This is a genomic window from Pseudomonas shirazensis (assembly GCF_014268785.2).
GTDB classification, from domain to species: domain Bacteria; phylum Pseudomonadota; class Gammaproteobacteria; order Pseudomonadales; family Pseudomonadaceae; genus Aquipseudomonas; species Aquipseudomonas shirazensis.
On sequence record NZ_JABWRD020000003.1, the window covers coordinates 435,379 to 461,322 of the forward strand.

Annotated in this window: 29 protein-coding genes and 1 pseudogene; 17 read left to right on the forward strand and 13 right to left on the reverse strand. The window is 63.7% G+C overall.

Going from position 1 to position 25,944, the window contains the following annotated elements:
* Positions 1–60: 60 nt before the first annotated feature.
* Positions 61–873, forward strand: coding sequence for a helix-turn-helix domain-containing protein (locus tag HU736_RS17970; protein ID WP_103435151.1), 813 nt, complete (start codon positions 61–63; stop codon positions 871–873).
* A gap of 6 nt (positions 874–879) precedes the next feature.
* Here HU736_RS17970 and HU736_RS17975 read toward each other — a convergent pair whose 3' ends face one another.
* Positions 880–1,719, reverse strand: a complete 840-nt coding sequence (locus tag HU736_RS17975; protein WP_186701606.1) for an alpha/beta hydrolase — start codon at positions 1,717–1,719, stop codon at positions 880–882.
* A gap of 175 nt (positions 1,720–1,894) precedes the next feature.
* Between HU736_RS17975 and HU736_RS17980 the strand changes: the two genes are divergently transcribed.
* Together HU736_RS17980 and HU736_RS17985 are read left to right on the forward strand one after the other, a co-directional pair.
* Entirely contained in the window at positions 1,895–2,779 is an 885-nt protein-coding gene (locus HU736_RS17980) for a sugar nucleotide-binding protein (protein ID WP_186701607.1), read from the forward strand.
* The gene (locus tag HU736_RS17985; protein ID WP_186701608.1) at positions 2,772–3,704 is read left to right on the forward strand and encodes an NAD-dependent epimerase/dehydratase family protein; all 933 of its coding nucleotides are present in this window, start codon (positions 2,772–2,774) and stop codon (positions 3,702–3,704) included. Before HU736_RS17980 ends, HU736_RS17985 begins: the two co-directional genes overlap by 8 nt.
* 14 nt (positions 3,705–3,718) lie before the next feature.
* Here the strand turns inward: HU736_RS17985 and HU736_RS17990 are convergent, their stop codons facing one another.
* Positions 3,719–4,186 (reverse strand): winged helix-turn-helix transcriptional regulator, encoded by a 468-nt coding sequence (locus tag HU736_RS17990; RefSeq protein WP_103435148.1) that lies wholly within the window; start codon positions 4,184–4,186, stop codon positions 3,719–3,721.
* 100 nt (positions 4,187–4,286) lie between these two features.
* Here HU736_RS17990 and HU736_RS17995 point away from each other — a divergent pair, with 100 nt between their 5' ends.
* Positions 4,287–5,480, forward strand: coding sequence for an MFS transporter (locus tag HU736_RS17995; protein WP_186701609.1), 1,194 nt, complete (start codon positions 4,287–4,289; stop codon positions 5,478–5,480).
* Positions 5,481–5,529: 49 nt separating this feature from the next.
* Here HU736_RS17995 and HU736_RS18000 read toward each other — a convergent pair whose 3' ends face one another.
* The 5 genes from HU736_RS18000 to HU736_RS18020 form a co-directional block, all read right to left on the reverse strand.
* Positions 5,530–6,213, reverse strand: coding sequence for an OmpW family outer membrane protein (locus tag HU736_RS18000; protein ID WP_101322316.1), 684 nt, complete (start codon positions 6,211–6,213; stop codon positions 5,530–5,532).
* 106 nt (positions 6,214–6,319) lie between these two features.
* Positions 6,320–6,862: a DUF3299 domain-containing protein gene (locus HU736_RS18005; RefSeq protein WP_186701610.1), complete on the reverse strand. Its 543-nt coding sequence runs from the start codon at positions 6,860–6,862 to the stop codon at positions 6,320–6,322.
* 9 nt (positions 6,863–6,871) lie between these two features.
* The gene (locus tag HU736_RS18010) at positions 6,872–8,137 is read right to left on the reverse strand and encodes an ABC transporter permease (protein ID WP_186701611.1); all 1,266 of its coding nucleotides are present in this window, start codon (positions 8,135–8,137) and stop codon (positions 6,872–6,874) included.
* A complete protein-coding gene (locus HU736_RS18015; protein WP_186701612.1) occupies positions 8,137–8,847 on the reverse strand; it encodes an ATP-binding cassette domain-containing protein in 711 nt (236 codons plus the stop codon). Before HU736_RS18015 ends, HU736_RS18010 begins: the two co-directional genes overlap by 1 nt.
* Positions 8,848–9,411: a DUF2796 domain-containing protein gene (locus tag HU736_RS18020; protein WP_186701613.1), complete on the reverse strand. Its 564-nt coding sequence runs from the start codon at positions 9,409–9,411 to the stop codon at positions 8,848–8,850.
* A 132-nt stretch (positions 9,412–9,543) separates the two neighbouring features.
* Between HU736_RS18020 and HU736_RS18025 the strand changes: the two genes are divergently transcribed.
* Complete coding sequence (locus HU736_RS18025; protein WP_186701614.1) at positions 9,544–9,882, forward strand: hypothetical protein; 339 nt, start codon at positions 9,544–9,546, stop codon at positions 9,880–9,882.
* Between the two features lie 119 nt (positions 9,883–10,001).
* Here the strand turns inward: HU736_RS18025 and HU736_RS18030 are convergent, their stop codons facing one another.
* The 4 genes and pseudogenes from HU736_RS18030 to HU736_RS18045 form a co-directional block, all read right to left on the reverse strand.
* Positions 10,002–10,973 (reverse strand): IS110 family RNA-guided transposase, encoded by a 972-nt coding sequence (locus HU736_RS18030; RefSeq protein WP_217862393.1) that lies wholly within the window; start codon positions 10,971–10,973, stop codon positions 10,002–10,004.
* Between the two features lie 296 nt (positions 10,974–11,269).
* Positions 11,270–12,157, reverse strand: coding sequence for a thioredoxin (gene trxA / locus HU736_RS18035; protein WP_186701530.1), 888 nt, complete (start codon positions 12,155–12,157; stop codon positions 11,270–11,272).
* Positions 12,158–12,188: 31 nt separating this feature from the next.
* Positions 12,189–12,848: pseudogene (locus HU736_RS18040) on the reverse strand (class I SAM-dependent methyltransferase).
* Positions 12,849–13,301, reverse strand: a complete 453-nt coding sequence (locus tag HU736_RS18045; protein WP_103435141.1) for a YbaY family lipoprotein — start codon at positions 13,299–13,301, stop codon at positions 12,849–12,851. It lies immediately after the preceding pseudogene.
* A gap of 105 nt (positions 13,302–13,406) precedes the next feature.
* Between HU736_RS18045 and nrdR the strand changes: the two genes are divergently transcribed.
* The 12 genes from nrdR to HU736_RS18105 all read left to right on the forward strand — a co-directional run bounded on the left by nrdR (position 13,407) and on the right by HU736_RS18105 (position 22,108).
* Positions 13,407–13,871, forward strand: a complete 465-nt coding sequence (gene nrdR, locus HU736_RS18050; protein ID WP_101323120.1) for a transcriptional regulator NrdR — start codon at positions 13,407–13,409, stop codon at positions 13,869–13,871.
* 2 nt (positions 13,872–13,873) lie between these two features.
* Positions 13,874–15,004: a bifunctional diaminohydroxyphosphoribosylaminopyrimidine deaminase/5-amino-6-(5-phosphoribosylamino)uracil reductase RibD gene (gene ribD / locus HU736_RS18055; protein WP_103435140.1), complete on the forward strand. Its 1,131-nt coding sequence runs from the start codon at positions 13,874–13,876 to the stop codon at positions 15,002–15,004.
* Between the two features lie 43 nt (positions 15,005–15,047).
* Positions 15,048–15,713 (forward strand): riboflavin synthase, encoded by a 666-nt coding sequence (locus HU736_RS18060; RefSeq protein WP_103435139.1) that lies wholly within the window; start codon positions 15,048–15,050, stop codon positions 15,711–15,713.
* 18 nt (positions 15,714–15,731) lie between these two features.
* The gene (ribBA, locus tag HU736_RS18065; protein ID WP_101322307.1) at positions 15,732–16,823 is read left to right on the forward strand and encodes a bifunctional 3,4-dihydroxy-2-butanone-4-phosphate synthase/GTP cyclohydrolase II; all 1,092 of its coding nucleotides are present in this window, start codon (positions 15,732–15,734) and stop codon (positions 16,821–16,823) included.
* Between the two features lie 90 nt (positions 16,824–16,913).
* On the forward strand, positions 16,914–17,390 hold the full coding sequence (gene ribH / locus HU736_RS18070; protein WP_186701531.1) for a 6,7-dimethyl-8-ribityllumazine synthase: 477 nt from the start codon (positions 16,914–16,916) through the stop codon (positions 17,388–17,390).
* The gene (gene nusB / locus HU736_RS18075; RefSeq protein WP_186701532.1) at positions 17,387–17,887 is read left to right on the forward strand and encodes a transcription antitermination factor NusB; all 501 of its coding nucleotides are present in this window, start codon (positions 17,387–17,389) and stop codon (positions 17,885–17,887) included. Before ribH ends, nusB begins: the two co-directional genes overlap by 4 nt.
* 18 nt (positions 17,888–17,905) lie before the next feature.
* Positions 17,906–18,871, forward strand: coding sequence for a thiamine-phosphate kinase (gene thiL / locus HU736_RS18080; protein ID WP_103435138.1), 966 nt, complete (start codon positions 17,906–17,908; stop codon positions 18,869–18,871).
* A complete protein-coding gene (locus HU736_RS18085; RefSeq protein WP_103435137.1) occupies positions 18,868–19,371 on the forward strand; it encodes a phosphatidylglycerophosphatase A family protein in 504 nt (167 codons plus the stop codon). Before thiL ends, HU736_RS18085 begins: the two co-directional genes overlap by 4 nt.
* Before the next feature lie 14 nt (positions 19,372–19,385).
* Positions 19,386–20,135: a substrate-binding periplasmic protein gene (locus tag HU736_RS18090; protein ID WP_186701533.1), complete on the forward strand. Its 750-nt coding sequence runs from the start codon at positions 19,386–19,388 to the stop codon at positions 20,133–20,135.
* A 124-nt stretch (positions 20,136–20,259) separates the two neighbouring features.
* On the forward strand, positions 20,260–20,877 hold the full coding sequence (ribA, locus tag HU736_RS18095) for a GTP cyclohydrolase II (RefSeq protein ID WP_103435135.1): 618 nt from the start codon (positions 20,260–20,262) through the stop codon (positions 20,875–20,877).
* A complete protein-coding gene (locus tag HU736_RS18100) occupies positions 20,874–21,293 on the forward strand; it encodes an MFS transporter (RefSeq protein ID WP_103435134.1) in 420 nt (139 codons plus the stop codon). The genes ribA and HU736_RS18100 overlap by 4 nt, the downstream gene beginning before the upstream one ends.
* Entirely contained in the window at positions 21,293–22,108 is an 816-nt protein-coding gene (locus tag HU736_RS18105) for a cobalamin-binding protein (protein WP_186701534.1), read from the forward strand. The genes HU736_RS18100 and HU736_RS18105 overlap by 1 nt, the downstream gene beginning before the upstream one ends.
* Here the strand turns inward: HU736_RS18105 and HU736_RS18110 are convergent.
* Positions 22,080–23,957 (reverse strand): TonB-dependent receptor domain-containing protein, encoded by a 1,878-nt coding sequence (locus HU736_RS18110; RefSeq protein WP_186701535.1) that lies wholly within the window; start codon positions 23,955–23,957, stop codon positions 22,080–22,082. The genes HU736_RS18105 and HU736_RS18110 overlap by 29 nt on opposite strands.
* A 44-nt stretch (positions 23,958–24,001) precedes the next feature.
* On the reverse strand, positions 24,002–25,897 hold the full coding sequence (dxs, locus tag HU736_RS18115) for a 1-deoxy-D-xylulose-5-phosphate synthase (protein ID WP_186701536.1): 1,896 nt from the start codon (positions 25,895–25,897) through the stop codon (positions 24,002–24,004).
* Positions 25,898–25,944 lie beyond the last annotated feature (47 nt).

The following is a 25,944-nucleotide window of genomic DNA, read 5'->3' on the forward strand; positions in this document are numbered from 1 at the left end:
CTCTCAGTTGGCGCGACTTGATGCTATGATTGCATCACTCGCATCAGCTGGACCTCGTACATGAGCGATCATTTCGCTAGCAACCTGAAATTGGCCTGTAGCCACTACCGCTCTATCTCCGAGGTTTGCCGGCAGCTGTCGATCAACCGCGCCCAATTCAACAAGTATTTGAGCGGGCAGAGCCGTCCGACGGCCTACAACCTCAAGCGCATCGGCGATTTCTTCGGTGTCGAGGATTACGAGCTGAATTTGCCGCCCGAGCAGTTCGCGCGTTTAATCGGCGCGCGCATTCCGTCGGAGCAGAATGGGCCGCTGAACGACCCGATCAGCGAGCTGTTCAAGCCCTTGCACGCGCATGCGGGCAACCTCTCGCGCTACTGCGGCTATTACTTCGAGTACTCCAACTGCATGTCGGTGCCGGGGGCCATTCTGGTGTCGCTGGTGCACTTGCGAGAGGAGCGCGGCAGCTTTCTGTTCGAGCGCCAGGAACGCCAGGAGCGCAGCAGCGCCACCGACCTGCATGCCGAAGTGCGCTGCCGCTACCTCGGCGCGGCGTTCCAGCTGCAGGACCGCATGTTCCTGATCGACTACGAATCACTGACCCTCAACGAGATGAGCCAGACCATCCTCATCCCCAGCTTCAAGAGCCGCATTACCCGCTTGAACGGGCTCAAGACCGGAGTCTCCAGCGGCGACCGGCGCAACCCGGCCTGTACCCGCGTGGTCTGGGAGTTTCTTGGCGAGGAGATCAACCGCATCAATGCCTACCGGCAGGTCAAGCTGTACCGCCCGGATGATCCGCGCATCGACGATGACGTGCGCGAGCGCCTCAGCGTCGGCCCGCTGAGCAACGGCCTGTTCGAGATCGAGTAGGCCGCCTCAACCGCGAATGAACGCTGCGGTCACCTCTGCCACCTGGTCGGCGACCTGCGGATTGTCCCGTAGGTGAGCGGCGATGCCGTGGTCGCAGTCGGTCAGCAGCAGGCACTCGACATGTGGCGCCGGCACTGAGCGCAGCAGGGTATGGGTGACTTCTTCCGGGATCGGGCTGTAGCGCTGCACCCCAGACACCCAGCGCGTCCCCGCCGAGGTCCCCGCGCCTTGGCCATAAGCACGCGAATTAAGCCCGTCATACTCACCGATCACCAGCAATACCTGGCCGGTAAAGGTGCGCAAGAATTCATAGCTGTCACATTGCAGAAAGGCGAACGGCTGGCGAATCGCTGCGGTGAACGCCGGGCCAAACGGCGCCTGGTGCGCCGCGTCCGGGTAAACCGCCGGGCAGATCAGCACCAGTTTGGAAATGCTTGGCAACTGCGCGGCCATCTTCAGCGCAATGGCTGCGCCAAGGCTATGGCCGATCAGGGTATGGCACTGTTCGGCGATATGCTGATGAAAGCTCAATGCCTCGTGCAGGTTGGTGTGCAGCGACGGCGCGGCGGCGCCTGGTTGGCTGGCCAGGCTGTGGCCGGACAGGTTACCGCTAAGCGAGCCGATGCCCTGCGCCTGCAGGCGATATAGCAGCGGGTTGAGACGGGTGAAGTCCGAGCGTGCGCCACCGACGATAAAGGCGGGCGGGGCGTGTGCAACATCGGGCACCAGCAGGCGTCCCTGCTGGCGATAGCCGTCGAATGACTGTTCGATGAACCGCTCTGCGCCGGGCGCTGCCTCGTCGTACTGCCAGGTCGAACGGTGTGCAGCGATGGATTCGGTGGGCATGTAGACCTTCACGCTGAGCAGGGGATGGCGCGCTCAGTATAGGTCGATAACAGCCTCGCAAAGTGCGCTACCGCAGTGCCGAGCAACGTCGCAATCCAGCAGGCGTTGGACTTCCCCTGTCGGAAACCGCAAAATGCTTTTTTCTTCCAACGATCTGAGCGGACTTTTTTACCCTATGCGTATGCGCCTGATGCTGTTGGGTGGTGGCAATGCCCTCGGGCAAGCGCTGATTCGTCTCGGGGCCGAGGAAGACATCGGATTCCTGGCGCCGCGTCCGCCGGACAACGGCTGGGATCCGGCCAGCCTGACCCTGCTACTGGACGAACAACGCCCCAACGTGGTGATCAACCTCGCCTATTACTTCGACTGGTTCCAGGCCGAGGCGGTCAGCGAACAGCGCCTCGCCCAGCAAGAGCGCGCAGTCGAGCGCTTGGCCGAGCTGTGCCAGCACCACGAAATGATCCTCGTGCAACCTTCCAGCTATCGCGTGTTCGATGGCTCGCGGGCCACTGCCTACAGCGAAAAGGACGAGCCGGTGCCCCTGGGCAGCCGCGGCCAGGCGCTGTGGCGGGTCGAGCAGAGCGTGCGCGCAACTTGCCCGCAGCATGTGCTGCTGCGCTTTGGCTGGGTGCTGGACGAGAGCATCGATGGCACCCTCGGGCGCTTCCTGACCCGCGCCGAGCAGCCGCAGGAATTGCTCCTGGCGGACGATCGCCGCGGCAATCCGACGCCAGTGGACGATGCTGCCCGGGTCATCCTCTCGGTGCTCAAGCAACTCGACTGCGCCGCGCCGCTGTGGGGCACCTATCACTACGCTGGCAACGAGGCGACCACGCCGCTGGCGCTGGGCCAGGCGATCCTTGCCGAAGCACAGCAATGGCGCCAGCTCGCAGTGCAGGCACCCACCGCCCAGGCTCACGCCGCGCGGCCGGACGCCAGCGAAGAGCCGCAGAACGCGGTGTTGGCCTGCAAGAAGATCCTTCATACCTTCGGCATCAAGCCGCGCGCCTGGCGCTCGGGCCTGGCGCCTTTACTGGACCGATTCTACCGACATGGCTGACGCCCCTATTCTGATCACCGGCGGCGCGGGCTTCATCGGCTCGCACCTGTCCGACGCCTTGCTGGGCAAAGGCTATGCGGTGCGTGTCCTTGACGACCTGTCCACCGGCAAGCGCGCCAACCTGCAGTTGCAGCATCCCGGTCTGGAGCTGATCGAAGGCGATGTCGCCGACGCCGCTCTGGTCGCCCGTGCTGCCGCTGGCTGCCGCGCCGTTGTGCATCTGGCTGCAGTGGCCTCGGTGCAGGCCTCGGTGGATGACCCGGTGAAAACCCACCAGAGCAATTTCATCGGCACGCTGAATGTCTGCGAAGCCATGCGCCTGAATGGTGTGGGTCGGGTGCTGTTTGCGTCCAGCGCCGCGGTGTACGGCAACAACGGCGAAGGCCAGTCGATTGCCGAAGACACCCCCAAGGCGCCGCTGACGCCTTACGCAGTGGACAAACTCGCCAGCGAGCAGTACCTGGATTTCTACCGCCGCCAGCATGGCCTGGAGCCGGTGATCTTCCGCTTCTTCAACATCTTCGGCCCGCGCCAGGATCCGTCCTCGCCGTATTCCGGAGTGATCAGCATCTTCAGCGAGCGCGCTACCCAAGGCTTGCCGATCAAGGTATTTGGCGACGGCGAGCAGACCCGCGACTTCCTCTATGTTGGTGATCTGGTCCAGGTCATGGTCCAGGCCCTCGAGCAACCGCAGGTGGAAGAGGGCGCAGTGAACATCGGCCTGAACCAGGCCACCTCGCTGAATCAGCTACTGGCCGCGCTGCGCGACGTCATTGGCAGCCTGCCGGAAATCAGCTACGGCGAGGCCCGCTCGGGCGACATCCGCCACTCCCGCGCCGACAACGCGCGCTTGCTGGCACGCTTCGACTTCCCTCAACCAACGCCGATGGTCGAAGGTTTGGCCAAGCTGTTGGGCAGGGGCTAAGCATCGCGCGCGGGTCAGCTTGACCCGCGACCTGGCTTCACCCCATGCCGCACCACCTGCCGCAGGCAATCGTCCGGCCCCACCACGCGGCCATCCCCGGCTTGCACCTGCAGTGTCTGCAAAGGTTGGCCGTGGGCACTGTCGAGCAGTTGCGAGCGGGTTTCGCCGGCTTCGAATAGAAATTGCTCGCCCCACTGGCGCAGGCCAATCACGATGGGAAACACCGCGCGGCCCTTGTCGGTCAGTGCATATTCCTTGTACGCGCTGCCATCCGAGGCGGGTTGCAGGGTCAGCAGGCCGGTTTCTACCAGCAGCTTGAGGCGCGAGGAGAGAATGTTCTTCGCGAGGCCGAGGCTCTTCTGCAACTCGCTGAAGCGGCGCAGGCCATCGAACGCATCACGCAGAATCATCAGCGCCCAGCGATCACCGAGCACCAGCAGCGCGCGTGCCACGGGGCATTGGTCGTTAATCGGGTCCAGCATGGCGACAACCTCACTCGTTGATCTGGTTGCAGATTAAAACCACATTTGCTAAAAAGCCAGCAAGTGGTTTCAATATGAAACCAGTTGTCGAGTTTCTGCCATGACCGCGTTCAGCCCTGCACCACTTTCCCGCTCACTCACTCTGTTGCTTGCCGTGACCTGTGCACTGGCTGTGGCCTCGGTGTATTTCGCTCAACCGTTGCTCGAGTCGATGGCGACCAGCCTGGGGGTGGCAACGGGCAAGGTCGGGCTGGTTGTCGGCGCGACTCAGGCCGGTTATGCGATTGGCCTGTTGCTGGTCGTGCCATTGGGCGATCTGTTCGAGCGCAAGCGCTTGATCGTCTGTCAACTGCTGCTCTCGGCCGCGGCACTGCTGGCGGTCGGGCTGGCGCAGGACTGGGCCGTATTGCTGCTGGCGATGAGCCTGGTCGGGCTGCTGGCAGTCGTGGTGCAGGTAGTGGTGGCGCATGCCGCGACCTTGGCGACAGCGCAGGAGCAAGGGCGCGTGGTCGGCCAGGTCACCAGCGGGGTGGTGCTGGGCATCTTGCTGGCGCGGCTGGTGGCTGGTGCATTCGCCGACGTTGCCGGCTGGCGCAGCGTCTATTTTGTTGCTGCCGGGTTGGCGCTGTTGATGGCTTTGCTGCTCTGGCGCAAGTTGCCGAGCGCGCAGCCAGGCGCCCGCAGCGCCAGCTATCGGCAATTGCTGGCGTCGGTTGTCGGTCTGTATCGACACGATCGACTGTTGCGCCAGCGTGGGCTGTTGGCCTTGCTGACCTTCGCCGCTTTCAGCGTGCTGTGGAGTGCAATGGTACTGCCGCTGAGCGCACCAGCGCTGGCGCTGAGCCATACCCAGATCGGCCTGTTTGGCCTGGCCGGAATAGCCGGTGCGATGGCAGCGTCACGTGCCGGGCGTCTGGCTGATCAGGGTCACGCGCAGCGAACCACCGGCGTGGCCTTGCTGCTGTTGCTGCTGTCGTGGGTAGCCACGGCCTTTCTTGAATACTCATTGCTGGCGCTGGTGCTGGGCGTAGTAATGCTCGATTTTGCCGTCCAGGCGGTGCACGTCACCAACCAGACATTGCTGCTGAAAGGGCGCAGTGAGATGGCCAGCCGCCTGATCGGGGCCTATATGTGCTGCTATTCGCTGGGCAGCGGGGTGGGGGCAGTGGCGGCGAGCTGGGTCTATGCGCGCTGGGGCTGGATGGCCGTGTGCGGAGTGGGCGCGGGGTTCAGCGCACTGGCCTTGATTTATTGGCTGTATCTGCGCTGGCAAACAGGCAATGGCCAGCGCTGACAGCAAAAAGCCGCTGCCTGATGGCAACGGCTTTGTCATGCAGCAACGATCAGAACTTGTAGCCGATACCGACCATGTACACCCATGGATCGACTTCAACGTCGACCTTGGTCTTGCTGTAGCCCAGTGCGGCAGGGCCGTCGACGGTGGCTTTGGTGTCGATGTCGACGTACCAGACCGAGGCGTTGACCAGCACGTTGTCGGTGATCATGTAGTCCATGCCGACCTGGCCGGCGATGCCGATCGAGTCCTGCATCTTCAAGTTGCTGAAGCCTTGCTGCTTGCGCGCGCTGCTCAGGTCTTCATCGAAGAACAGGGTGTAGTTGATGCCCACGCCCACGTACGGCTGGAACTTGGAGGCTGGGTCCATCGGGAAGTACTGCAGCGACAGGGTCGGTGGCAGTTGCTTGATGTCGGCCAGCTTGCCATCCAGGCCGCCGCCCAGGCCCTTGACGCCAACGGTGTGCTGGAACGGCGTGGCCGCCAGCAGCTCAACGCCGATGTGATCGCTGAGCATGTAAGCGAAGGTCAGGCCCAGCTGCGTGTCGCTGGTCAGGGTTGCCTTGGTGCCGGCTACCTTGTTGCCGTCGAAGCGCAAGTCGCCGCTGCTTTCATTGGGCGCGGTAGTGATGGCGCCGGCGCGGACAATGAAATCACCCGGCTGGTGAGCGTGGGCAGCAGGCGCAACGAGGGCCAGGGCGACGAGCGAGGCGCCGAGCAAGGACTTGTTCATGGAAGCTCCGAAAGGACATTGGTAATCAATGGCCTAATGGTACGGAGGCGCTTAAACCAAATGTTTGACCCAGCTCAACGAAGCGCGGCATAGCCGTCCTGCGGGATTATTTCAGCTCGTAGGCGTAGATTTTTTCGGCTTCCATCTGGTAACCGGTGTCAGCCAGCTCGCTGCTGCTGGCTTTGACCTGCATGCGCCCTTCGATCCAGTACGGCTGGTACAGATCTTCGACGCGTACGCCCATCTCGCTGAAAATATGCACGATCTGATTCGACGGCGGTGGCGGCACGTGAATGCAGGCGCCGTAATACGGCACCAGCAAAAACTCGGTGGTACGGCCTTCTTCACTGACTTCCAGCGGCACGATATAGCCCGGCAGCTTGACCTGCTGATTGTCCAGCGCCTGCACCACCGGAGCATTGGCAGACTGCTGTGGTGCTGGCGGTGCGGACTCGGCCGCCAGCGCGTTGCCGATCTGCGACAGGTCGTGCAGCGGCGCCAGCTGCGGGGCTTGCACTGGCGCGCCTTCGGGGATCAATGCCGGCCAATCCAGCTCACGCGGCTCAGCCGCCCACACCGGCGAGCCGAAGAGCAGCACCAGTAGCATGAGGCAGCGCGGGAACTGAGCGCGAAGGCGGGGCAGACGCATGGTAATCACTCACAAATGAATCGACAGGCCATCAGCCAATGACTGCCGATAGGCACGCCAGGCCGGCACGCTGCCCATCAGCAACGCTGCGCCGAGGATGATAGCCAGTAGCGTCCATTCATGGCTACTCGGCCAGGCCAGTGGCAGGTACAAGCCATAGTTGGCCTGCACGTAGCCCTGAGCCAGAGCGATGCCGGCATACAGCAGGCCAAGCCCGGCGACGATACCGGCTACCGCCAACGCCAGCGCCTCGAGGACCAGCAGGCCGGCGATATGCCACGGCCGAGCACCCACGGAGCGCAGAATGGCCATCTCCCGGCGGCGCTCGTTGAGGCTGGTCAGAATCGCCGTGAGCATGCCGATCAAGCCGGTCAGCACGACAAACAACGACACCACGAACAGGGCTTGCTCGGCGGTACCCATCAGGCTCCACAGCTCCTGCAGGGCCACACCCGGGAGAATCGCCAGCAACGGCTCGTTGACGTACTGATTGATCTCGCGCTGCACGCTGAAAGTGGCGATCTTGTTGTTCAGGCCAAGCATGAAGGCGGTGATCGCAGTCGGTTGCAGGTCCATGCCGCGCGCTTGCTCGGCACTGATGCGGCCGGCGCCGCGAGCCGGTACGCCGTTGTGCCAGTCGACGTGAATGGCCTCCATGCCGGCCAGGCTGATGTGCAGGGTGCGGTCAACCGGGGTGCCGGTGCGCTTGAGTACGCCGACCACAGTAAACGGCTTGTCATCGTGCTTGACCAGGCTGATCGCCGCTACGCCATGGGCCAGCACCAGCTTGTCGCCGAGTTTGTAGTGCAGTGCCTCGGCGACTTCAGCGCCGAGCACCACGTCGAACGGGTTATCGGCAAACGGCCGGCCTTGGCTGAGTTCCAGGTGCTGGCGACGGCCGTACTGGTAGTGGCTGAAGTAGTCGGTACTGGTGCCCATCACCCGATAGCCGCGATGCGAGTCGCCCAGCGAAATCGGGATCGCCCACTTCACCCGCGGGTCGCCGGCGTAGTGCTGATAACTGTCCCAGTGGATGTTGTTGGTGGCATTGCCGATGCGAAACACCGAGTACAGCAGCAGGTTGACCGAGCCCGAGCGGGCGCCGACGATCAGGTCGGTGCCACTGATGGTGCTGGCAAAGCTGGCGCGGGCTTCGGTGCGGACCCGTTCCACGGCCAACAGCAGGCAGACCGACAGGGCAATCGCGAAGGCGGTAAGAAAGGCCGTGAAGCGCCGGTTGGCGAGGCTGGCCAGAGCAAGGCGGAGCAGGTACATCAGGCCTCCCGGGGCGCGGCGGCGCGATTGAGTTCGGCCAGTGACAGGTGTCGATCGAACAGCGGCGCTAGGCTCTGGTCGTGGCTGACGAACAACAGGCTGGAGCCGGCAGCGCGGCATTCATCGAACAGCAGCCGGATAAAGGCTTCGCGGGTGTCAGCATCGAGCGCCGAGGTTGGCTCGTCGGCGATCACCAGCTCCGGCTGGCCGATCAGCGCCCGGGCCGCGGCTACTCGTTGCTGCTGGCCGATCGACAGGCTATCGGCGCGCCGCGCGAGCATTGCCGGGTCAGCCAGGCCCAGGTGTGCGAGCAGTTGCGTGGCGGCCTGATCGACGCTGCCATGGCGCTGGCGGGCACGCTTGGCGCGGCTGGCAGAAAAACGACAAGGCAGTTCGACGTTTTCCCGCACCGACAGAAACGGCAGCAGGTTGAACTGCTGAAAAATGTAGCCGGTGTGATCGACACGGAAGCGATCGCGCGCGCCCTGGCCCAGCTCGGCCAAGGTCTGACCGAGCAGGCGCACGCTGCCCTGCGCCGGCAGGTTCACACCGCCGAGCAGGCCGAGCAGGGTGGTCTTGCCGCTGCCGCTGGGGCCCTTGAGAAACAGCGCTTCGCCCGCTTCCAGGCGAAACTGCGGGATATCCAGCAGCGGCGCCTGGCCGGGCCAGGCGAACAGCAGATCACGCAGTTCGATCAACGCCTGGCTCATTCAGAACGCGACCGTCGCGGTGGTCGGCGTTGCTTCAAGGCCTTTTTGGCCATTAGGGCCGATCAACTGCACGTTGATCTTCTGCATCGCCGGGTAAGCCTTGAACAGCGGCGCGAGGTCGATGCTGGCGAGTTTGCCCGGGTTGCTGCAGGTGAACTGATAGTGCGCTTCGATATCGCTGTGGGCGTGTTTCTCGGTTTTGCCGGCAGCGGCTGCTGGTGCGTCGAACAGCGGGCTTTGCAGCTCCTGCGCGTCGATGCTGCAGCCAGCGTCCTTGGCCAGACCCAACAGCTGCAGCGGCTGCTCCAGTTGCTGGCGTACGCTGGCTACCTTGGCCTTGTCGGCATCGCTGCTGGCGGCGTGTTCAAAGCCCACCAGGTTCATCGCCGGGCTGTCCAGGCCAAGCTCGAGGGTCTTGCCATCCAGCACTACGTCGAGTTTGGCCACGCCGTGTTCATGGGCGCCCAGCGCGGTGTGGTCGTGATCGTGGTCATGCTCATCGTGGGCATGCGCCACGGCCAGGGGCAGCAGGGCGAAGGGCAGTGCAAGCAACAGACGGCGCATGAACAACTCCAGAGAGCAGGGCGAATGATTTAGTAATGTTATAACAATTTTTCTAGCGAATGCCAGCCGCTTGGCGAAGGTTTCATGTCGTGGGAGCATGGGCGCCATGCAATCGTGATCGAGGAAGTCAGCGTGAGAATACGAGGAACGATCGGCGAATGGCCGGTGGACCTGACCATCGAGCTGGAGCCGGCGGAATGGGCGCAGCTTGGGCATCAGGTGGAGTTGGCTGCGCCGGCGGAAAAGGCCACGCCGGCACCGGCGGTGCGGCAGACCGATGACCAGTGGCAAGCTGCGCGCGAAGCCTTGCGCGTGGCCGGACAGATGACTGGGCCAGAATTACTTGAGCAACTGGAGCAGTTGACCGGCAGCACGGCGGCGGGCAAGCGGCTGCTGGTGCGCTTGCGTCACAGTGCAGAAGTGAAAGTGGAAAGTGCGGGGGATGCACCGGTCTATTACTGGCTGGGTTGAGTTGAGCCAGGCCGCGAGTTTGGCGGCATCGCATGCATCGCTGGGCCAGCTGCGCTGGCCTTTCGCGACACAAGGCCGCTCCTACAGGACTCGGTCGCCTGTAGATACCGTCTTGACCCTCACCCCGCAAGGGCGATTTGGGGGTCAAACGGTTTTCCCGACTTCACCACCCCGTAAACCAGATGCAGCAGCTTGCGCATTGCCGCACACACGATCTGCTTGTAGGCCTTGTGTCGGCTGCTCAAACGCTCTGCCAGTGCCTTTACGACTGGGTTATGCCTGATCGAGACGGTGCCCGACATCCACAGGCCCGCTCGCAACCTTGAGGCGCCTGTGCGCGAAATGGTGCTCTGGCCTGTGAACTCGCCCGACTGTTGCATCACGGGGTTCAGGCCTGAGAAGGCGACAATTGCAGATGGGCTTTGGTATTTCAGGGGATCGCCCAGCTCGGCCAACAGCAACGCGGCGGTGGTCTCGCCCAGACCGTCGATCGAGGTAATCAGGTCGCGCCGCCCGCGCAGATCTGGATCGTCATCGATCGTCTGCTCAATGGCTTTTCTGGTCTTTTCCAGCTCTTTGATGATGTGCCCGATCACGTCTTGAATCGATTGCTTCACCGCATCTTGTGCGACATCCAAGCGATTCTGCTCCATCTGGCGCATTTCCTTGAGGTCGTCCAGTCGGCGCACCAAAGCACGCAAGCGGCGCTGTGCTGGCGGCTCAGGCTCCCACTGGCGAAGCGAGTCGGCGTTCTGTTGGCTGTAGGCAGCAATCACCTTCGCGTCAGCCCTATCGGTTTTGACGCGACGAAGCTCCACATCAGCGAATTTCGCAATCACCGCCGGGTTCAGAATGCACACCCGATAGCCTTGGTCGTGGCAGTGCTCGGCAAGCGCTTCGTGATAGGTGCCCGTGGCCTCCATGACAATCCAGGTTCCGGGTCCTGCATGACGCTCAAGCCAGTCGCTGAACTGGGCAAACCCTGCGGAATCATTGGGAAGCTTTGCCTTGGTGCGCTTCTTCCCGTTGGGCAGCGTGGTGGCAATGTCGAAAGATCTTTTGGCAACATCAACGCCAACAAAAATGGACATGATCCTCTCCTTCAAACTACGAAAGTCGATCACCCAGCACTCTGTTCAACCTTGTGAATGCGTGCTCACGCCGGAGGCGGGCACTAGATACCGTTCGGACTTGTCGAGTGGGGTTGGAAGGTCAGAGCGCCATCTACAATGCGGGCTCGATGCCCTAGGAGCGGCTCGGCTTCATGACCTTCCCTCGATGATCAGTCGAGAACTTTCGCTTCTTTGGAAGCGAAAGTCGAGATACAAGGAGCGGCCTTGTGTCGCGAAAGGGCTGCAAAGCAGCCCCATGATTTATGCAACGCAGATCAATACATCAAGGCAAACAGCTTGCGCCGGTACGCGGTGACCAGCGGATGCTCATTGCCAAGCAGCTCGAACACCTGCAGCAGCGCCTTGTGCGGCAGGCCGCTTTCGTAGCCGCGATTACGCTGGAACAGTTTCATCAACCCATCCAGCGCCGCTTCGTACTGCTGGCGCGCCAACTGCTGAATGCACAGCTGATAAGCGGCTTCGTCGTCGTCAGGGTTCTGCGCCAGACGGCTCTTCAACTCGGCGGCTTCCGGCAGGCTGGCGGCCTGGCGCAAGAAGGTCAACTGCGCCTTGGCGCCGGCCAACGCTGCCTTGTGCTCATCGCTCTTGACCGCACCCAGCACGGCTTCAGCTTCACTCAGGTCGCCACGCTCGGCCAGGCAACGGCCGTACAGGATCAACGCCTCGGCATTGCTGTTGTCTTCGCCCAGCAACAGCTTGAGGGTCGCTTCGGCCTCGGCAAAGCGGCTTTCGGCAAACAGCGCCTTGGCTTCTTCCAGTGGCGAGGCAGTCGGCGCGGCAGGCATCTGCACGTGCGGCTCGAGCAGGGCACGAATCGCCGATTCGGGCTGCGCACCGGCAAAGCCGTCGACCGGTTGGCCGTCCTTGAACAGCACCACGGTTGGCAGGCTGCGGATACCGAACTGGGCAACCACCTGCTGCTCGACGTCGCAGTTGATCTTGGCCAGCAACAGCTCGCCCTGATAACCCTCGGCTATCTTGGCCAGCAACGGCATCAGCGCCTTGCATGGCGCACACCACTCGGCCCAGAAATCCACCAGCACCGGTTTGTGGAAGGAGTTCTCGATGACCAACTGCTGAAAGTTGGCGTCGGTAGCATCGAAAATGTACGGCAGGGCGTTGGTATCGGGGGCTTGGCTCATCGCAACTCTCGCAAATCTCTGAATGACGCCACTATAAAGGCTCGCGGCTGGCGTGGTACAGGCTGACCCGGCGGAATTCGTGCGGTTCGGCCAGGTCGGGCAGGGTCACGCCTTCGAGCACGTCCAACTGACGGTACAGCGGGTGGCTGAAATTGCGCACCCGCGAGTCGGCCACCAGCACCTGGCGGCCACGGCTGAGAAAACCATCGAGCAACGGCAGGTTGGCCGGGTCGTACAACACATCAGCCACCAGAATCAGATCGAAGCGGTCGGCCTCGGCAAAAAAATCACTGCTGTAACCGAGCTCGACCTGGTTCAGCGCAGCATTGGCTTGGCACGCAGCCAAGGCCAGCGGATCAAGGTCGCAGGCAACCACCTCGACAGCACCCGCCCGCGCTGCCGCGATCCCGGCAATGCCCGAACCGGCGCCAAAGTCGAGCACGCGCTTGCCCTCGACCCACTGTGGATTGGCCGCCAGGTAGCGGGCCATGGCCAGGCCGCTGGCCCAGCAGAAGCCCCAGTACGGCGGCTCATCGAGAATGCGCTGGGTCTCTTCGCGGGTGAATGCGCGGTGCATGTTGTCGGCGCCGAGCAGCTACAGTTTCAGCGCGCACTCCGGCAGCGCAGTGGCAACCAGCTGTGCTTCGCCGATCAGGCCGCTGAGCGCATGCTGCAACTGCATTGGCGCCATTTACGGGGCTTTCTCGAAGCGCAGCGGGCCGGTGGCCTGGCTCGTGGCCTGGACGATGCGCTGTGGCGGCAGGTGCATGATCAACTGACCCGAGCGGCTGGCGCGACCGCGCAACTCGACGCGGGCACCAGCCGGGAATGCTTCTGGGTTGAAGCGCAGTTGGTAGGGCAGGTCCTGACCGGTACCGGTCAGGGTGCTGCTGGCCAGCAGCCGCTGCGGGCGATCACGTTCGTCGATCACCAGCAATGCCAGTTCGACCTCGGCACCCGCTGGCACGTCTTGCAGGCTGCCGCTGATTTCCCGTTGATAAGCCGGCAGCGGGCCGAGCGCCGGGGCCTTTTTCACCGTTTTCGGCGCCGGCGTTGCGGGCACCGGTTCGTTTTTAGGTTTATCGCTGCTGCAGGCCGTCATCAGGCCAGCGAGGCAGAGCACGACGAGCGCTCGAAAGTGCATGGAGAAGTCCTTCAGGGGCAGATTTGAGTGGATGGTAACCCCTTTGGCTTGTCTTGCCAGTCGGATGCGCTACCATGGCCCTCCCTTTTTTTGTTGCCTGCCACCATGCACTGTCCCTTTTGCGGTGCCAACGACACCAAGGTCATCGATTCGCGCCTGGTCGCCGAGGGCGAACAAGTGCGTCGCCGGCGCGAATGCGTCGCCTGCGGCGAGCGTTTCACCACCTTCGAAACCGCCGAACTGGTACTGCCGCGGCTGATCAAGCAAGACGGCACCCGCCAGCCATTCGACGAAGACAAGCTGAGAGCCGGCATGCAGCGCGCGCTGGAAAAGCGCCCGGTAAGCGTCGAGCGCCTGGAAGCGGCGCTGGCGCAGATCAAGCACAAGCTGCGCGCCACCGGCGAGCGCGAGGTCAAGTCGCTGGTGGTCGGTGAGCTGGTCATGGAAGCGCTGCGTCAACTCGACGAAGTCGCCTACATTCGGTTTGCCTCGGTCTACCGGCGTTTCCAGGACCTTGACGAATTCCGCGAAGAAATCGACCGCCTGGCGCGCCAGCCGGGCAAAGAGTAAGCATGCCCAGCCCGACCGCAATTCTCGACGCCCACTACATGGCCCTGGCCGTGCAACTGGCCCGCAAAGGCCAGTACAGCACCCATCCCAATCCGCGCGTTGGCTGCGTCATCGTGCGTGATGGCGAGGTGGTCGGCGAGGGCTGGCATGTGCGCGCCGGCGAGCCGCACGCCGAAGTGCATGCCCTGCGCCAAGCCGGCGAGCGCGCCGAGGGCGCCTGCGCCTATGTCACCCTTGAACCGTGCAGCCACCACGGGCGCACCCCGCCGTGTGCCGAAGCGCTGGTCAACGCGGGCGTATCCCGGGTGGTCGCAGCCATGCAGGACCCTAACCCGCAAGTTGCCGGGCAAGGCCTGCGGCGCCTGGCTGAGGCCGGTATCGAAGTTGCCAGTGGCGTGCTCGAGCAAGAAGCGCGCGCGCTCAATCCCGGCTTCCTGAAGCGCATGGAGCATGGCCTGCCGTTCGTCCGCGCCAAGCTGGCGATGAGCCTGGACGGGCGCACCGCCATGGCCAGTGGTGAAAGCCAGTGGATTACCGGCCCGGCTGCCCGTGCAGCGGTGCAACGCTTGCGCGCGCGTTCCAGCGTGGTGCTGACCAGCGCCAGCAGCGTGCTGGCCGACAATGCGCGGATGACCGTGCGCGGCGGCGAGCTGGGCCTGGACCCTGATACCACCGCCCTGGCCTTGTCGCGGCCACCGCTGCGGGTACTGATCGACAGCCGCCTGCGCCTGCCGCTGACTGCGCCTTTGTTCCAGGCCGGGCCGGTACTGGTGGTCACCGGCGCTGCCGCTGACCCACGCTACGCCGAGGCCGGCCATGAGCTGCTGCAGTTGCCCGGCGCCGATGGCCGGGTGGATCTGCCCGCCCTGCTCAGCGCCCTGGCGGCGCGCGGGGTCAACGAGATTCTGCTGGAGGCGGGCGCTGGCCTGGTCGGCGCGTTTGCCCAGCTCGGTTTGATCGACGAATACCAATTATTTGTCGCCGGCACCTTCCTCGGCTCCCAGGCCCGGCCACTGCTGGACTGGCCGCTGGCGAAGATGAGCGAAGCGCCGCGACTGAAAATCACCGAAATGCGCGCGGTGGGCGATGACTGGCGAGTCACAGCCATCCCCCAGCCGGCCACCGGCGTATAATGCCCGGCTGGCCCAACGCCGCCCAGTTTCCGAGGAGAACCCAATGTTCACCGGCATCATCGAATCGATCGGCACCATCCGCAGCTTGACCCCCAAGGGCGGCGACGTGCGCGTCTACGTCCAGACCGGCAAGCTCGACCTGGGTGACGTCAAACTGGGCGACAGCATTGCCGTCAATGGCGTCTGCCTGACTGCGGTGGAACTGCCTGGCGACGGCTTCTGGGCTGACGTCAGCCGCGAAACCCTCGACTGCACCGCGTTCAATGATTTGAAAAGCGGCAGCCCGGTCAACCTGGAAAAAGCCCTGACCCCGACCACCCGCCTGGGCGGTCACCTGGTCAGCGGCCATGTCGACGGCGTCGGCGAAATCATCTCGCGCAGCGATAACGCTCGTGCGATCCAGTTCCGCGTGCGCGCACCCAAGGAGCTGGCCAAGTACATTGCCCACAAGGGCTCGATCACCGTCGACGGCACCAGCCTGACGGTCAATGAGGTCGATGGCGCCGAATTCGAGCTGACCATCGTGCCGCATACCCTGTCCGAAACCATCATGGCCGACTACCGCAGCGGGCGTCGGGTGAACCTTGAGGTCGACCTGCTGGCCCGTTACCTGGAGCGTCTGCTGCTGGGTGACAAGGCTGCTGAACCGAGCAAGGGCAGTAGCATCACCGAAAGCTTCCTGGCCGCCAACGGCTACCTGAAATCCTGATCGAGAAGGGGGTGCCGCGTGGCGCTCAACAGTATTGAAGAGCTGGTCGAAGACATCCGCCAAGGCAAGATGGTCATCCTCATGGATGACGAAGACCGCGAGAACGAAGGCGACATCATCATGGCCGCGGAGTGCTGCCAGCCCGAGCACATCAACTTCATGGCCAAGCACGCCCGTGGCCTGATCTGCATGCCGATGAGCCGCGAGCGCTGCGAAACCCTCAAGCTGCCGCTGATGGCGCCACGCAATGGCTCGGGCTTCGGCACCAAGTTCACCGTCTCGATCGAAGCCGCCGAAGGCGTCACCACCGGGATCTCCGCAGCCGACCGTGCGCGCACCGTGCAGGCCGCGGCAGCCAAGGATGCCAAGGCCGACGATATCGTCAGCCCTGGCCATATCTTCCCGCTGATGGCCCAGCCTGGCGGCACCCTGGCCCGCGCCGGCCACACCGAAGCGGCCTGTGACCTGGCGCGCATGGCCGGGTTCGAGCCGAGCGGGGTGATCTGCGAAGTAATGAACGACGACGGCACCATGTCGCGTCGCGCCGAGCTGGAAGTGTTCGCCGCCGAGCACGGCCTGAAGATCGGCACCATCGCCGACCTGATCCACTATCGCATGATCCACGAACGTACCGTTCAGCGGGTCACCGAGCAGCCACTGGACAGCGAACTGGGCCAGTTCAACCTCGTCACCTACCGTGATTCGGTCGAAGGCGATGTGCACATGGCACTGACCCTGGGCAAGATCTGCGCCGAAGAACCGACCCTGGTGCGAGTGCACAACATGGACCCGCTGCGCGACCTTTTGATGGTCAAACAGCCCGGCCGCTGGAGCCTGCGCGCCGCCATGAGCGCCGTGGCCGAGGCTGGTAGCGGCGTGGTGCTGCTGCTCGGTCACCCGCTCGATGGCGACGTGGTGCTGGCGCATATCCGCGAAAGCGCCGGCGAAACCCAGGTCAAGACACCGAGCACCTACAGCACGGTCGGCGCCGGTTCGCAGATCCTGCGTGACCTCGGTGTGCGCAAGATGCGCCTGATGAGCTCGCCGATGAAGTTCAATGCGATATCCGGATTCGATCTGGAAGTTGTAGAATACGTGCCCTCTGAGTGACACAGGCGCGCCAATCGCCCTGGCGCTCGTGTCCAAACCCTCCTGCAGGCCGCCTAGGGCGGCCTCGCTCTTTAAAATGAGAACACCGCAATGACCCTGAAGACCATCGAAGGTACCTTCATCGCCCCCAAAGGTCGCTATGCTTTGGTGGTTGGCCGTTTCAACAGCTTCGTCGTCGAAAGCCTGGTGAGCGGTGCCGTTGATGCGCTGGTACGCCATGGCGTCAGCGAAAGCGACATCACCATCATCCGTGCTCCTGGCGCCTTCGAAATCCCGCTGGTTGCACAGAAAGTCGCCCAGCAAAGCGCTTACGACGCGATCATCGCCCTGGGCGCCGTGATCCGTGGTGGTACTCCGCACTTCGAATACGTTGCGGGCGAATGCACCAAGGGCCTGGCCCAGGTGTCGATGGAGTTCGGTGTGCCAGTCGCGTTCGGCGTACTGACCGTCGACTCGATCGAGCAGGCCATCGAACGTTCCGGCACCAAAGCCGGCAACAAAGGCGCTGAAGCTGCCCTGTCCGCCTTGGAAATGGTCAGCCTGCTGGCGCAGTTGGAGGCCAAGTGATTAGCGACGAAAGCGATCGTTTCAACCCGCGCGATCCAAAACCTGCGGATGCTGGCAAACCATCGAAAAGCGCCAAGCGTCGCGAAGCACGCAAGCTCGCGACCCAGGCGCTGTATCAGTGGCACATGGCCAAGCAATCGCTGAACGAAATCGAGGCGCAGTTCCGCGTCGACAACGATTTCTCCGACATCGACGGCGCTTATTTCCGCGAGATCCTGCACGGGGTTCCGGCGAAGAAAGACGACATCGATGCCGCGCTCAAGCCTTGCCTGGACACCCCGCTGGAAGAGCTCGACCCGGTTGAACTGGCGGTTCTGCGCCTGTCCACCTGGGAGTTCCTGATGCGCGTTGACGTGCCTTACCGGGTCGTGATCAACGAAGGCGTCGAGCTGGCCAAGATCTTCGGCGCCACCGACGGCCACAAGTTCGTCAATGGTGTACTCGACAAGCTGGCGCCGCTGGTCCGTGAAGCGGAAGTCAAGGCGTTCAAGCGCTGATTACGGCGCTGACCAGCCATGGGTGAGTTCGAGCTGATCCGTCATTACTTCGCCGCCGCGCCCTGTGCGCAGGGCGGCGCAGGTGTTGCGTTGGGGATCGGCGACGACTGTGCCCTGCTTGACCTGCCGGCTGCCGCGCAGCTGGCAGTGTCTACCGATACCTTGGTCGCCGGCGTGCATTTTCCGCACGCCTGCGACCCCTCGCTACTGGGCCAGCGCTCGCTGGCCGTAGCAGCCAGTGACCTGGCAGCCATGGGCGCCACGCCCGTCGGCTTTACCCTGGCGCTGACCTTGCCCGAGGTCAGCGAACAGTGGCTCAAGGCGTATGCCGAAGGCCTCGATCGCATGGCGCGGCATTGCTGCCTGAGCCTGATTGGCGGCGACACCACCCGCGGCCCACTGAGTATCACCATGACTGTGTTTGGCCGGGTTCCGGCCGGGCAGGCCCTGCTGCGCTCGGGCGCGCAGGTGGGTGACTTGCTCTGTGTGGGCGGCGAGCTGGGCAATGCCGCCGGCGCCTTGCCGTTGGTGCTGGGCGAGCGCGAAGCGGCGGCCGAGATCAGTGCGCCGCTGCTGGCACAGTACTGGTCACCTTCGCCGCAGTTTGCCCTGGGCCGCGCTCTGCGCGGCAAGGCCACCGCGGCGCTGGATATCTCCGATGGCTTGTTGGCCGACTGCGGCCATATCGCCAAGGCGTCCCGGCTGGCGCTCGAGGTGAACCTGGCCCAGGTGCCAGTGTCACCTGCTCTAGTGGCTTTTTCAGGGCCAGCGGCAGCCCGCCAGGCGGCGCTGACCGGTGGCGACGATTATGTCCTGGTGTTCACCTTGCCCGCGCAGCACCTGCCCGCGTTGCGTGACGCTGGCCTGGCGGTGCATGTCATCGGCCGGGCAGTGGCTGGCGAAGGCGTGGTTTTACGCGACGAACACGGCCAGGACATCACCCCGCGACAACGCGGCTATCAACATTTTAGGGAGACACCGTGACCGACCACCCCAATCAGGTGCCTGCGGAGTTCGTTCCGCCTTCGGTCTGGCGCAACCCGTGGCACTTCATCGCCTTTGGCTTCGGTTCCGGCACTTTGCCCAAGGCCCCCGGCACCTGGGGCTCGCTGGTAGCGCTGCCGTTCATTCCGCTGTGGCAGATGTTGCCCGACTGGGGCTACTGGCTACTGCTGGGCGTGACCATGCTGTTCGGCTTCTGGCTGTGCGGCAAGGTCGCCACCGACTTGCGCGTTCACGACCATGAAGGCATTGTCTGGGACGAAATGGTCGGCATGTGGATCACCCTCTGGCTGGTGCCGGAGGGCTGGCAGTGGTTGCTGGCCGGGTTCCTCATGTTCCGCTTCTTCGACATCCTCAAGCCGTGGCCGATTCGCTGGATCGACAAACACGTGCATGGCGGGTTCGGGATCATGCTTGACGATATCCTCGCCGGCGTCTTCGCCTGGCTGAGCATGCAGGTTCTGGTCTGGGCAGTCGCCTGATACGGGAGTGGCAGATGGGTTTACGGACGGCGGTGCTGCTGTTGCTGATGCTGCTTGGCGGCGCTGTTGCCAACGCCAGCGACAAGCCTCAGTTGGGCCAGATCCATCTGGTCAGTGAAGACTGGCTCGACTACACCAACGCCGACGGCACAGGTCTGGCGTGGGACGTGTTGCGCCAGGTGTTCGAACCCGCCGGGGTCAAGGTGTCCATCCAGAGCGCGCCCTACAGCCGTGCCATTGGCCTGGTCAAACGTGGCGAGGCGGATGCCTGGGTTGGCTCCTACAAGCAGGAGAGCGACGACAACCTCTACCCGCGCTGGCACTTCGATGTCGATCATATCTATGCGCTGGGTCTGACCAGCAAGCCAGTGCCGATCCCCGCCAATATCGGCGACTATCGCCTGGCCTGGGTGCGCGGCTACGACTACGGCAGTTACTTGCCGAATGTGCATAAGTTCAGGGAAATCCAGCGCCGCGAAGGGATTCTGCCGATGCTCGAGCATAACCGGGTCGACTTCTATGTCGATTCACTCACAGAAGTCGAGTACGTCCAGGCCCAGGCGCCCAAGCCGGACAGCTTTCGCCGCACTCATGTAGCAGAATTGCCGCTCTATCTTGCCTTTGCTCGCAATGAGCAAGGCAAGGCGCTGAGTGAGCTGTTTGACCAACGCATGCAGCAACTGGTGCGCAGCGGCGAGCTGGAAGCGGTCTTCAAGAAGTGGAAGCAGCCCTATCCGTTCACTGCCGACAGCCAGCCTCGCTGAGCATATCCTCGCTAAGCATCGAACCTTTCGATCTTAACTGACGGTATTCACCGTGCGCACGCTCGTCAGCCTGCTGATACAATCGGCCCACGTGAAATTCCAAGTTACTAATCAGGAGCACAACGTGCCCGTCGTCTTTGTTGCCGCCTCGAAACTTCCGACTCCTTTTGCGACCTTCACCATGCATGGCTTTCTTGACGAAGCCACGGGCCGCGAGCACGTCGTGCTCAGCCTGGGTGATATCGCTGATGGTGAGCCGGTGCTCGGGCGTCTGCACTCCGAGTGCTTGACTGGGGATGCGCTGTTCAGCCAGCGTTGCGACTGCGGTTCGCAGCTTGAAGCTGCGCTGCAGGCGATTGCCCGCGAAGGCCGCGGCGTGCTGTTGTATTTGCGTCAGGAAGGCCGCGGTATCGGCTTGTTGAACAAGATTCGCGCCTACGAACTGCAGGATGGCGGCGCCGACACGGTCGAGGCCAACGAGCGCCTGGGCTTTGCCGCCGACCAGCGCGACTATGCCATGTGCCTGCCGATGCTCGAGCACCTGGGCGTGAAGTCGCTGCGCCTGATGACCAACAACCCGCGCAAGGTCAAGGCGCTGACCGCCATGGCCATCAACGTTGCCGAGCGCGTGCCGCTGCACACCGGTCACAACCCGCACAACAGCCACTACCTGGCGACCAAGGCTGGCAAGCTCGGCCACATGATGGGCACCGAGCACCAGGGCGAGGTGCCACAGGCGTGACCCGCAGCGAGGTCAAGCGACGGTTGGCCCTGACCTGGTGGCAGTACCTGGCGCTGGGCTTGCTGCCGCTGCCGATCATGGCCTGGGCGTTTGGCGGCGGTGACGGCCTGATCCCGGTGCTGGCGATGCCGTTGTTCATTGCTGGTGCCGCGACCATGTTTCTCAGCCTTGCGCGGTTTGCCGCGTACAAGCGCGCGTTGATCCACACCAGCAAGGTGCTCGGCGGCGTCGAAGAGCCCGCGGCCTGGATCGAGCTGGCGCGGGTACGCCGCCTGGCCATGCTGTACGCCTGCATCCCCGCCTGGGTCGCCGCACTGTCGGTGCTGGTCGGGCTGGAGGCAGTGCCCCAGGTGCTGCTGGCTTTGTCCACCGTGGTGATCCTGTACCTCTATCGCATCCCGCGTCAGCTGGGTTGATGCGACTGCTCTGCTGCCTGCTGCTGATGCTCGGCAGCACCGTTGCCGCCGAGCCACTGCGGGTGGTCAGCCTGGCACCGTCGATGAGCGAAATCATGCTCGAACTGCACGCCGATGACCTGCTGGTGGGCGTGCTCGACGGCGGCGAGCGGCCAGCGGCGCTGCGTCATCTGTCGTCGGTGGGTCGCCAGGGCCAGCTGGACATGGAGCGCCTGCTCAGCCTGCGGCCGGACTTGCTGCTGTTGTGGCCCGGCGCCGTTGCCCCCGCTCAGCGCGAGCAACTGCGCCGGCTGGGAATTGCCAGCTACGATGGCGAAGTGACCACGCTCGAGCAGTTGCTCATCCACATCGAAGCCATCGCCATCCGTGTCGGTCGGGCCGAACAGGGCCAGCGCTACGCGGATGGCTTGCGCCAGCGCCTGCAAGAGCTGCGGCAACGCTACCATCGCGAGCAGCCGCTGACGGTGTTCTATCAGGTCTGGGACAAGCCGCTGTATACCTTGGGCGGCAAGCAGATCGTCAGCGATGCGCTGAGTGTATGTGGCGCGCGCAACGCGTTCGCCGACCTGCCGCAGCCGGCGCCGATGGTGAGTGTGGAGGCGGTGCTGGCGCGCAACCCGGATGTGATTGTCGCGGGCGACCAGGCCCAGCTGGCGAGCTGGCGGGCCTGGCCGCAGCTCAAGGCCACGGCTGGCGGTCACCTGCTGGTGCTGCCGGACAACGGTTTGGAGCGCCCAAGCGGGCAGATGATTGAAGCTACCGCCAAGCTGTGCGCCTTGCTCGACGCTACAGTGCCGGCGTCCAGGTCACGCTGAACAGCCAGCGGCGGCCTTCTTCGCGGTAGGCGTAGGCGCTGTTGTCGTAGCTGTATAGCGCGCGGCTGTAGCCTTTGTCGAACAGGTTATCCAGCTTAAGCTCCAGCTTCAGTTCATCACTCGCGGCCCAGCTACTGCGCAGGCCGAGCAAGCCATAGCCGGCCAATCTGTTGCGGTTGGCTTCGTCATCAAAGCTGCTGCTGACGGCTTGCCAGCTGGCGCCCACGCCGAAGCGCTCGAACTGGCGGTCCAGATCCAGGCTCAGCGTGCGGCGCGCGCGGCGGGCTAGGGTGTGCCCGCTGTCGCGGTCACGCGGGTCGATCATGGCCAAGCCAAGTAGGCTGTGCCATTCAGCCCACGTCTGGCGGAGGGCGAGCTCGCCACCGTAGATCCGCGCGCTGGCAACGTTGCGCGGGATCGAGCCCTGGCCAAAGATGATCGCATCGCTCAATTCGGTGCGGTACAGCGACGCCTCCAGCTGGCTGTCGCTGCCGAGCTGGCTGCGCCACTGCAGCTCGACGGTGTTGGAATGCTCAGGCTTGAGGTCGGGATTGCTGAACGACGGGTAATACAGGTCATTGAAGGTCGGCGCACGGAAGCCTTCGCTGTATGACAGCAGCACATCGTTGGCCTGATTGACCGGTAACGTCAGGCTGGCGCTCCAGGTGGTCTGGCCGCCGAACTGCTGGTTCTGATCACGGCGCACGCCAAGCTCGCTGGAGAAGTGCTCACCCTGATAGCGATGCTGCACAAATGCGGCACGGTTCCAGCGGCTGTCCTGATCCAACTCGGTGTTGGCGTGCACGCGGTCCTGATACCAGTCACCACCCAGCAGCAGCGCGTGCTGCTCGCTCAGGGTCAGGTCGTTCTGCCAGGTCAGTTGGTCGCGGTAGGTATTGAAGACAAAGCGCTCGTTACTGAACTTGTCGCGTTTGTCGTCTCGGTTCTCGCTGTGTGCCAGCTCAAGGCGCGAATGCCAAACATCGCTCAGCTGTGCATCGAAATAGCTGCCCAGGCTGCTGACGTTGAAGTCGGTGTAGGGCTGCTGGCCGAAGGTCTGGCCGCTGGCGAAGTCATAACGGCCGAACGGGCTGTCGTATTCACTGCGGCCTTGGCTGTCGAGCAGGTTCAGGCCCGCCTCGAAGCGCTCGTTGAACGTGTGGCTGAGGCTCAGGTTGAGCGAACGGTTGCGGTAGGCATCATGGTCGCCATCGCTGGCCAGCGACGGCCCGGTCGAGTCGATGCCGGCGGTTTCGTCGAGGCTGGCACCGAGGTTGAAGCGGGTCGCGTCGCTGCCGCCAGACAAGCCCAGGCTGCGCTGCCAGGTCTGGTTGCTGCCGGCCGCAACGCGCAGGCGTGGCTGCAGGCCGGGGCCGCCGCTGCGCCGGGTGAAGATCTGAATCACTCCGCCGATGGCATCGCTGCCGTACACCGCGGAACGCGAGCCGCGCAGCACTTCGATGCGCTCGATCTGATCGATGTCGAGAAACTGTAGGCCGCTGTCGCCGGAGGTGGCATTGGCAATGCGCACGCCGTCGACCAGTACCAGGCTCTGGGCGGCCTTGGTGCCGCGGATGAATATCCCGGGCAGGCTGCCGCGTCCGCCGGTGGGGGCAGCCTGCACCCCGGGCACGCGGGTCAGCAGATCAGTCACGCTGGAGGGTTGCAGGCGGTCGATGTCGCTGCGGGTGAACACGGTATTGGCGGCGGCGGTGCTGGTGCGCGATTCGACCTGGCGGCTGGCGCTGATCAGTACGTCTGGCAGCTTCAGGGCGTCATCGCGGCTGGGTTCGGCGGCGAGCAGGGTGCTGGGGAGGGAGAGGAGGGTGGCCAGGGTTGCGAGTTTCATGACGGTTCCGTACGGCGCTTGGGGCCGCAAAGCGGCCCCAACAATCACAAGCCGAGCTTGGTCATCCGGGCCCTCACCGAAGCTTCGATGCCAGCCGCGTCCAGCCCACATTCAGCCAGCATCTGCGCAGGTTTGGCGTGCTCGACGTAGGTATCTGGCAGCCCCAGGTGCAGCAATTGCTTGAGCACCGCTTCGCGGCTGAGGAATTCGCCAACCGCAGCGCCAGCGCCGCCCATGATGGCGTTTTCTTCGATGGTCACCAGCAGCTCGTGGTTGGCCGCCAGTTCCAGCACCAGGGCCTCGTCCAGTGGTTTGACGAAACGCATGTCGACCACGCTCGCATCGAGCTTTTCAGCCACTTGCAGGGCTTCGCTCAGTTGCACGCCGAACACCAGCATGGCCACGGTTTTGCCCTGGCGGCGAACCACGCCTTTACCGATCTCGATGGGCTCGAGGTCGGCACTGATCGGCGTGTTCGGGCCGGTCCCGCGTGGGTAACGCACGGCAGCCGGGCCGTTATAACGGTAGCCGGTGCTGAGCATCTTGCGCAGCTCGTTCTCGTCGCTCGGGGTCATCACCAGCATGCCGGGGATGCAGCGCAGGTACGACAGGTCGTAAGCGCCAGCGTGGGTCGGGCCGTCTTCGCCAACCAAGCCGGCGCGGTCGATGGCGAACAACACATCGAGGTTTTGCACGGCCACGTCGTGAATCAGCTGATCGTAGCCACGCTGGAGGAACGTCGAGTAGATCGCCACCACCGGCTTGGCGCTTTCACAGGCCATACCGGCAGCCAGCGTCACCGCGTGCTGTTCGGCGATAGCTACGTCGAAATAGCGCTCGGGGTAACGCTCGCTGAACGCAACCAGGTCGGAGCCTTCTTTCATCGCCGGGGTGATACCCACCAGTCGCTGGTCGGCAGCTGCCATGTCGCACAGCCACTGGCCGAACACTGCCGAGTACTTCGGCCCGCTGGCTTGCTGCGGCACCACTGGCTTGTCGGCGGGTTCGAGCTTGGTGATGGCGTGATAGACGATCGGGTCGACCTCGGCCGGGGCGAAACCCTTGCCCTTCTTGGTCACCACGTGCAGGAACTGCGGGCCCTTGAGGTCACGCATGTTGCGCAAGGTGGCGATCAGGGTCGGCAGGTCGTGGCCATCGATCGGGCCGATGTAGTTCCAGCCTAGCTCTTCGAACAGGGTGCCAGGAACCAGCATGCCCTTGGCGTACTCTTCGGTACGGCGGGCGATTTCCCAGGCGCCGGGCAGGCGCGAGAGGACCTTCTTGCTGCCTTCGCGCATGCTCGCATAGGTGCGGCTGGAGAGGATCTTGGCCAGGTAGTTGGACAAGCCACCGACGTTACGCGAGATCGACATGTCGTTGTCGTTGAGGATCACCAGCATGTCGGCGTTGACTTCCTGGGCGTGGTTCAACGCCTCGAAGGCCATGCCGGCGGTCAGTGCGCCGTCACCGATCACCGCAATCGACTTGCGCGCGCTGTTTTGCAGGCGGGCGGCGATGGCCATGCCCAGCGCAGCGCTGATCGAGGTACTGGAATGGCCGACGCCAAAGGTGTCGTACTCGCTCTCGGCGCGACGCGGGAAGGCGGCGATGCCGTCCTTCTGGCGCAGGCTGAGCATGCGCTGGCGACGGCCGGTGAGGATCTTGTGCGGATAGGCCTGATGGCCGACGTCCCAGACCAGACGATCATCGGGGGTATCGAACACGTAGTGCAGGGCTACGGTCAGCTCGATCACACCGAGGCCGGCACCAAAGTGCCCGCCGGTCTGGCCTACGGTATAGAGCAACTCCTGGCGCAACTCGTCGGCCAGGTTCTCCAGGTCGGCTTCGGCCAGCCGGCGCAGGCCGGCGGGCGTGTCGGCGCGGTCCAGCAGCGGAGTGGCCGGGCGTTCGCGGGGGATCTCTTGAAACGTCGTGGGCATCAGGCGAGTCGTTATAGGTTTGAAGACCCGGCAGTTTACCCCATTGT

Excerpts from the sequence above, each read along its gene's own strand:
- HU736_RS17995 (WP_186701609.1), top strand. The coding sequence starts at position 4,287 with ATGACCGCGTTCAGCCCTGCACCACTTTCCCGCTCACTCACTCTGTTG.
- HU736_RS18015 (WP_186701612.1), bottom strand. The coding sequence starts at position 8,847 with ATGAGCCAGGCGTTGATCGAACTGCGTGATCTGCTGTTCGCCTGGCCC.
- HU736_RS18060 (WP_103435139.1), top strand. The coding sequence starts at position 15,048 with ATGTTCACCGGCATCATCGAATCGATCGGCACCATCCGCAGCTTGACC.
- ribD (WP_103435140.1), top strand. The coding sequence starts at position 13,874 with ATGCCCAGCCCGACCGCAATTCTCGACGCCCACTACATGGCCCTGGCC.
- trxA (WP_186701530.1), bottom strand. The coding sequence starts at position 12,157 with ATGAGCCAAGCCCCCGATACCAACGCCCTGCCGTACATTTTCGATGCT.
- HU736_RS18010 (WP_186701611.1), bottom strand. The coding sequence starts at position 8,137 with ATGTACCTGCTCCGCCTTGCTCTGGCCAGCCTCGCCAACCGGCGCTTC.
- dxs (WP_186701536.1), bottom strand. The coding sequence starts at position 25,897 with ATGCCCACGACGTTTCAAGAGATCCCCCGCGAACGCCCGGCCACTCCG.
- HU736_RS18090 (WP_186701533.1), top strand. The coding sequence starts at position 19,386 with ATGGGTTTACGGACGGCGGTGCTGCTGTTGCTGATGCTGCTTGGCGGC.
- HU736_RS18045 (WP_103435141.1), bottom strand. The coding sequence starts at position 13,301 with ATGCACTTTCGAGCGCTCGTCGTGCTCTGCCTCGCTGGCCTGATGACG.
- HU736_RS18020 (WP_186701613.1), bottom strand. The coding sequence starts at position 9,411 with ATGCGCCGTCTGTTGCTTGCACTGCCCTTCGCCCTGCTGCCCCTGGCC.
- HU736_RS18110 (WP_186701535.1), bottom strand. The coding sequence starts at position 23,957 with ATGAAACTCGCAACCCTGGCCACCCTCCTCTCCCTCCCCAGCACCCTG.
- HU736_RS18105 (WP_186701534.1), top strand. The coding sequence starts at position 21,293 with ATGCGACTGCTCTGCTGCCTGCTGCTGATGCTCGGCAGCACCGTTGCC.
- HU736_RS17970 (WP_103435151.1), top strand. The coding sequence starts at position 61 with ATGAGCGATCATTTCGCTAGCAACCTGAAATTGGCCTGTAGCCACTAC.
- HU736_RS18005 (WP_186701610.1), bottom strand. The coding sequence starts at position 6,862 with ATGCGTCTGCCCCGCCTTCGCGCTCAGTTCCCGCGCTGCCTCATGCTA.
- HU736_RS17985 (WP_186701608.1), top strand. The coding sequence starts at position 2,772 with ATGGCTGACGCCCCTATTCTGATCACCGGCGGCGCGGGCTTCATCGGC.
- thiL (WP_103435138.1), top strand. The coding sequence starts at position 17,906 with ATGGGTGAGTTCGAGCTGATCCGTCATTACTTCGCCGCCGCGCCCTGT.
- HU736_RS18030 (WP_217862393.1), bottom strand. The coding sequence starts at position 10,973 with ATGTCCATTTTTGTTGGCGTTGATGTTGCCAAAAGATCTTTCGACATT.
- HU736_RS18000 (WP_101322316.1), bottom strand. The coding sequence starts at position 6,213 with ATGAACAAGTCCTTGCTCGGCGCCTCGCTCGTCGCCCTGGCCCTCGTT.
- HU736_RS17980 (WP_186701607.1), top strand. The coding sequence starts at position 1,895 with ATGCGTATGCGCCTGATGCTGTTGGGTGGTGGCAATGCCCTCGGGCAA.
- nrdR (WP_101323120.1), top strand. The coding sequence starts at position 13,407 with ATGCACTGTCCCTTTTGCGGTGCCAACGACACCAAGGTCATCGATTCG.
- HU736_RS17975 (WP_186701606.1), bottom strand. The coding sequence starts at position 1,719 with ATGCCCACCGAATCCATCGCTGCACACCGTTCGACCTGGCAGTACGAC.
- HU736_RS17990 (WP_103435148.1), bottom strand. The coding sequence starts at position 4,186 with ATGCTGGACCCGATTAACGACCAATGCCCCGTGGCACGCGCGCTGCTG.
- ribH (WP_186701531.1), top strand. The coding sequence starts at position 16,914 with ATGACCCTGAAGACCATCGAAGGTACCTTCATCGCCCCCAAAGGTCGC.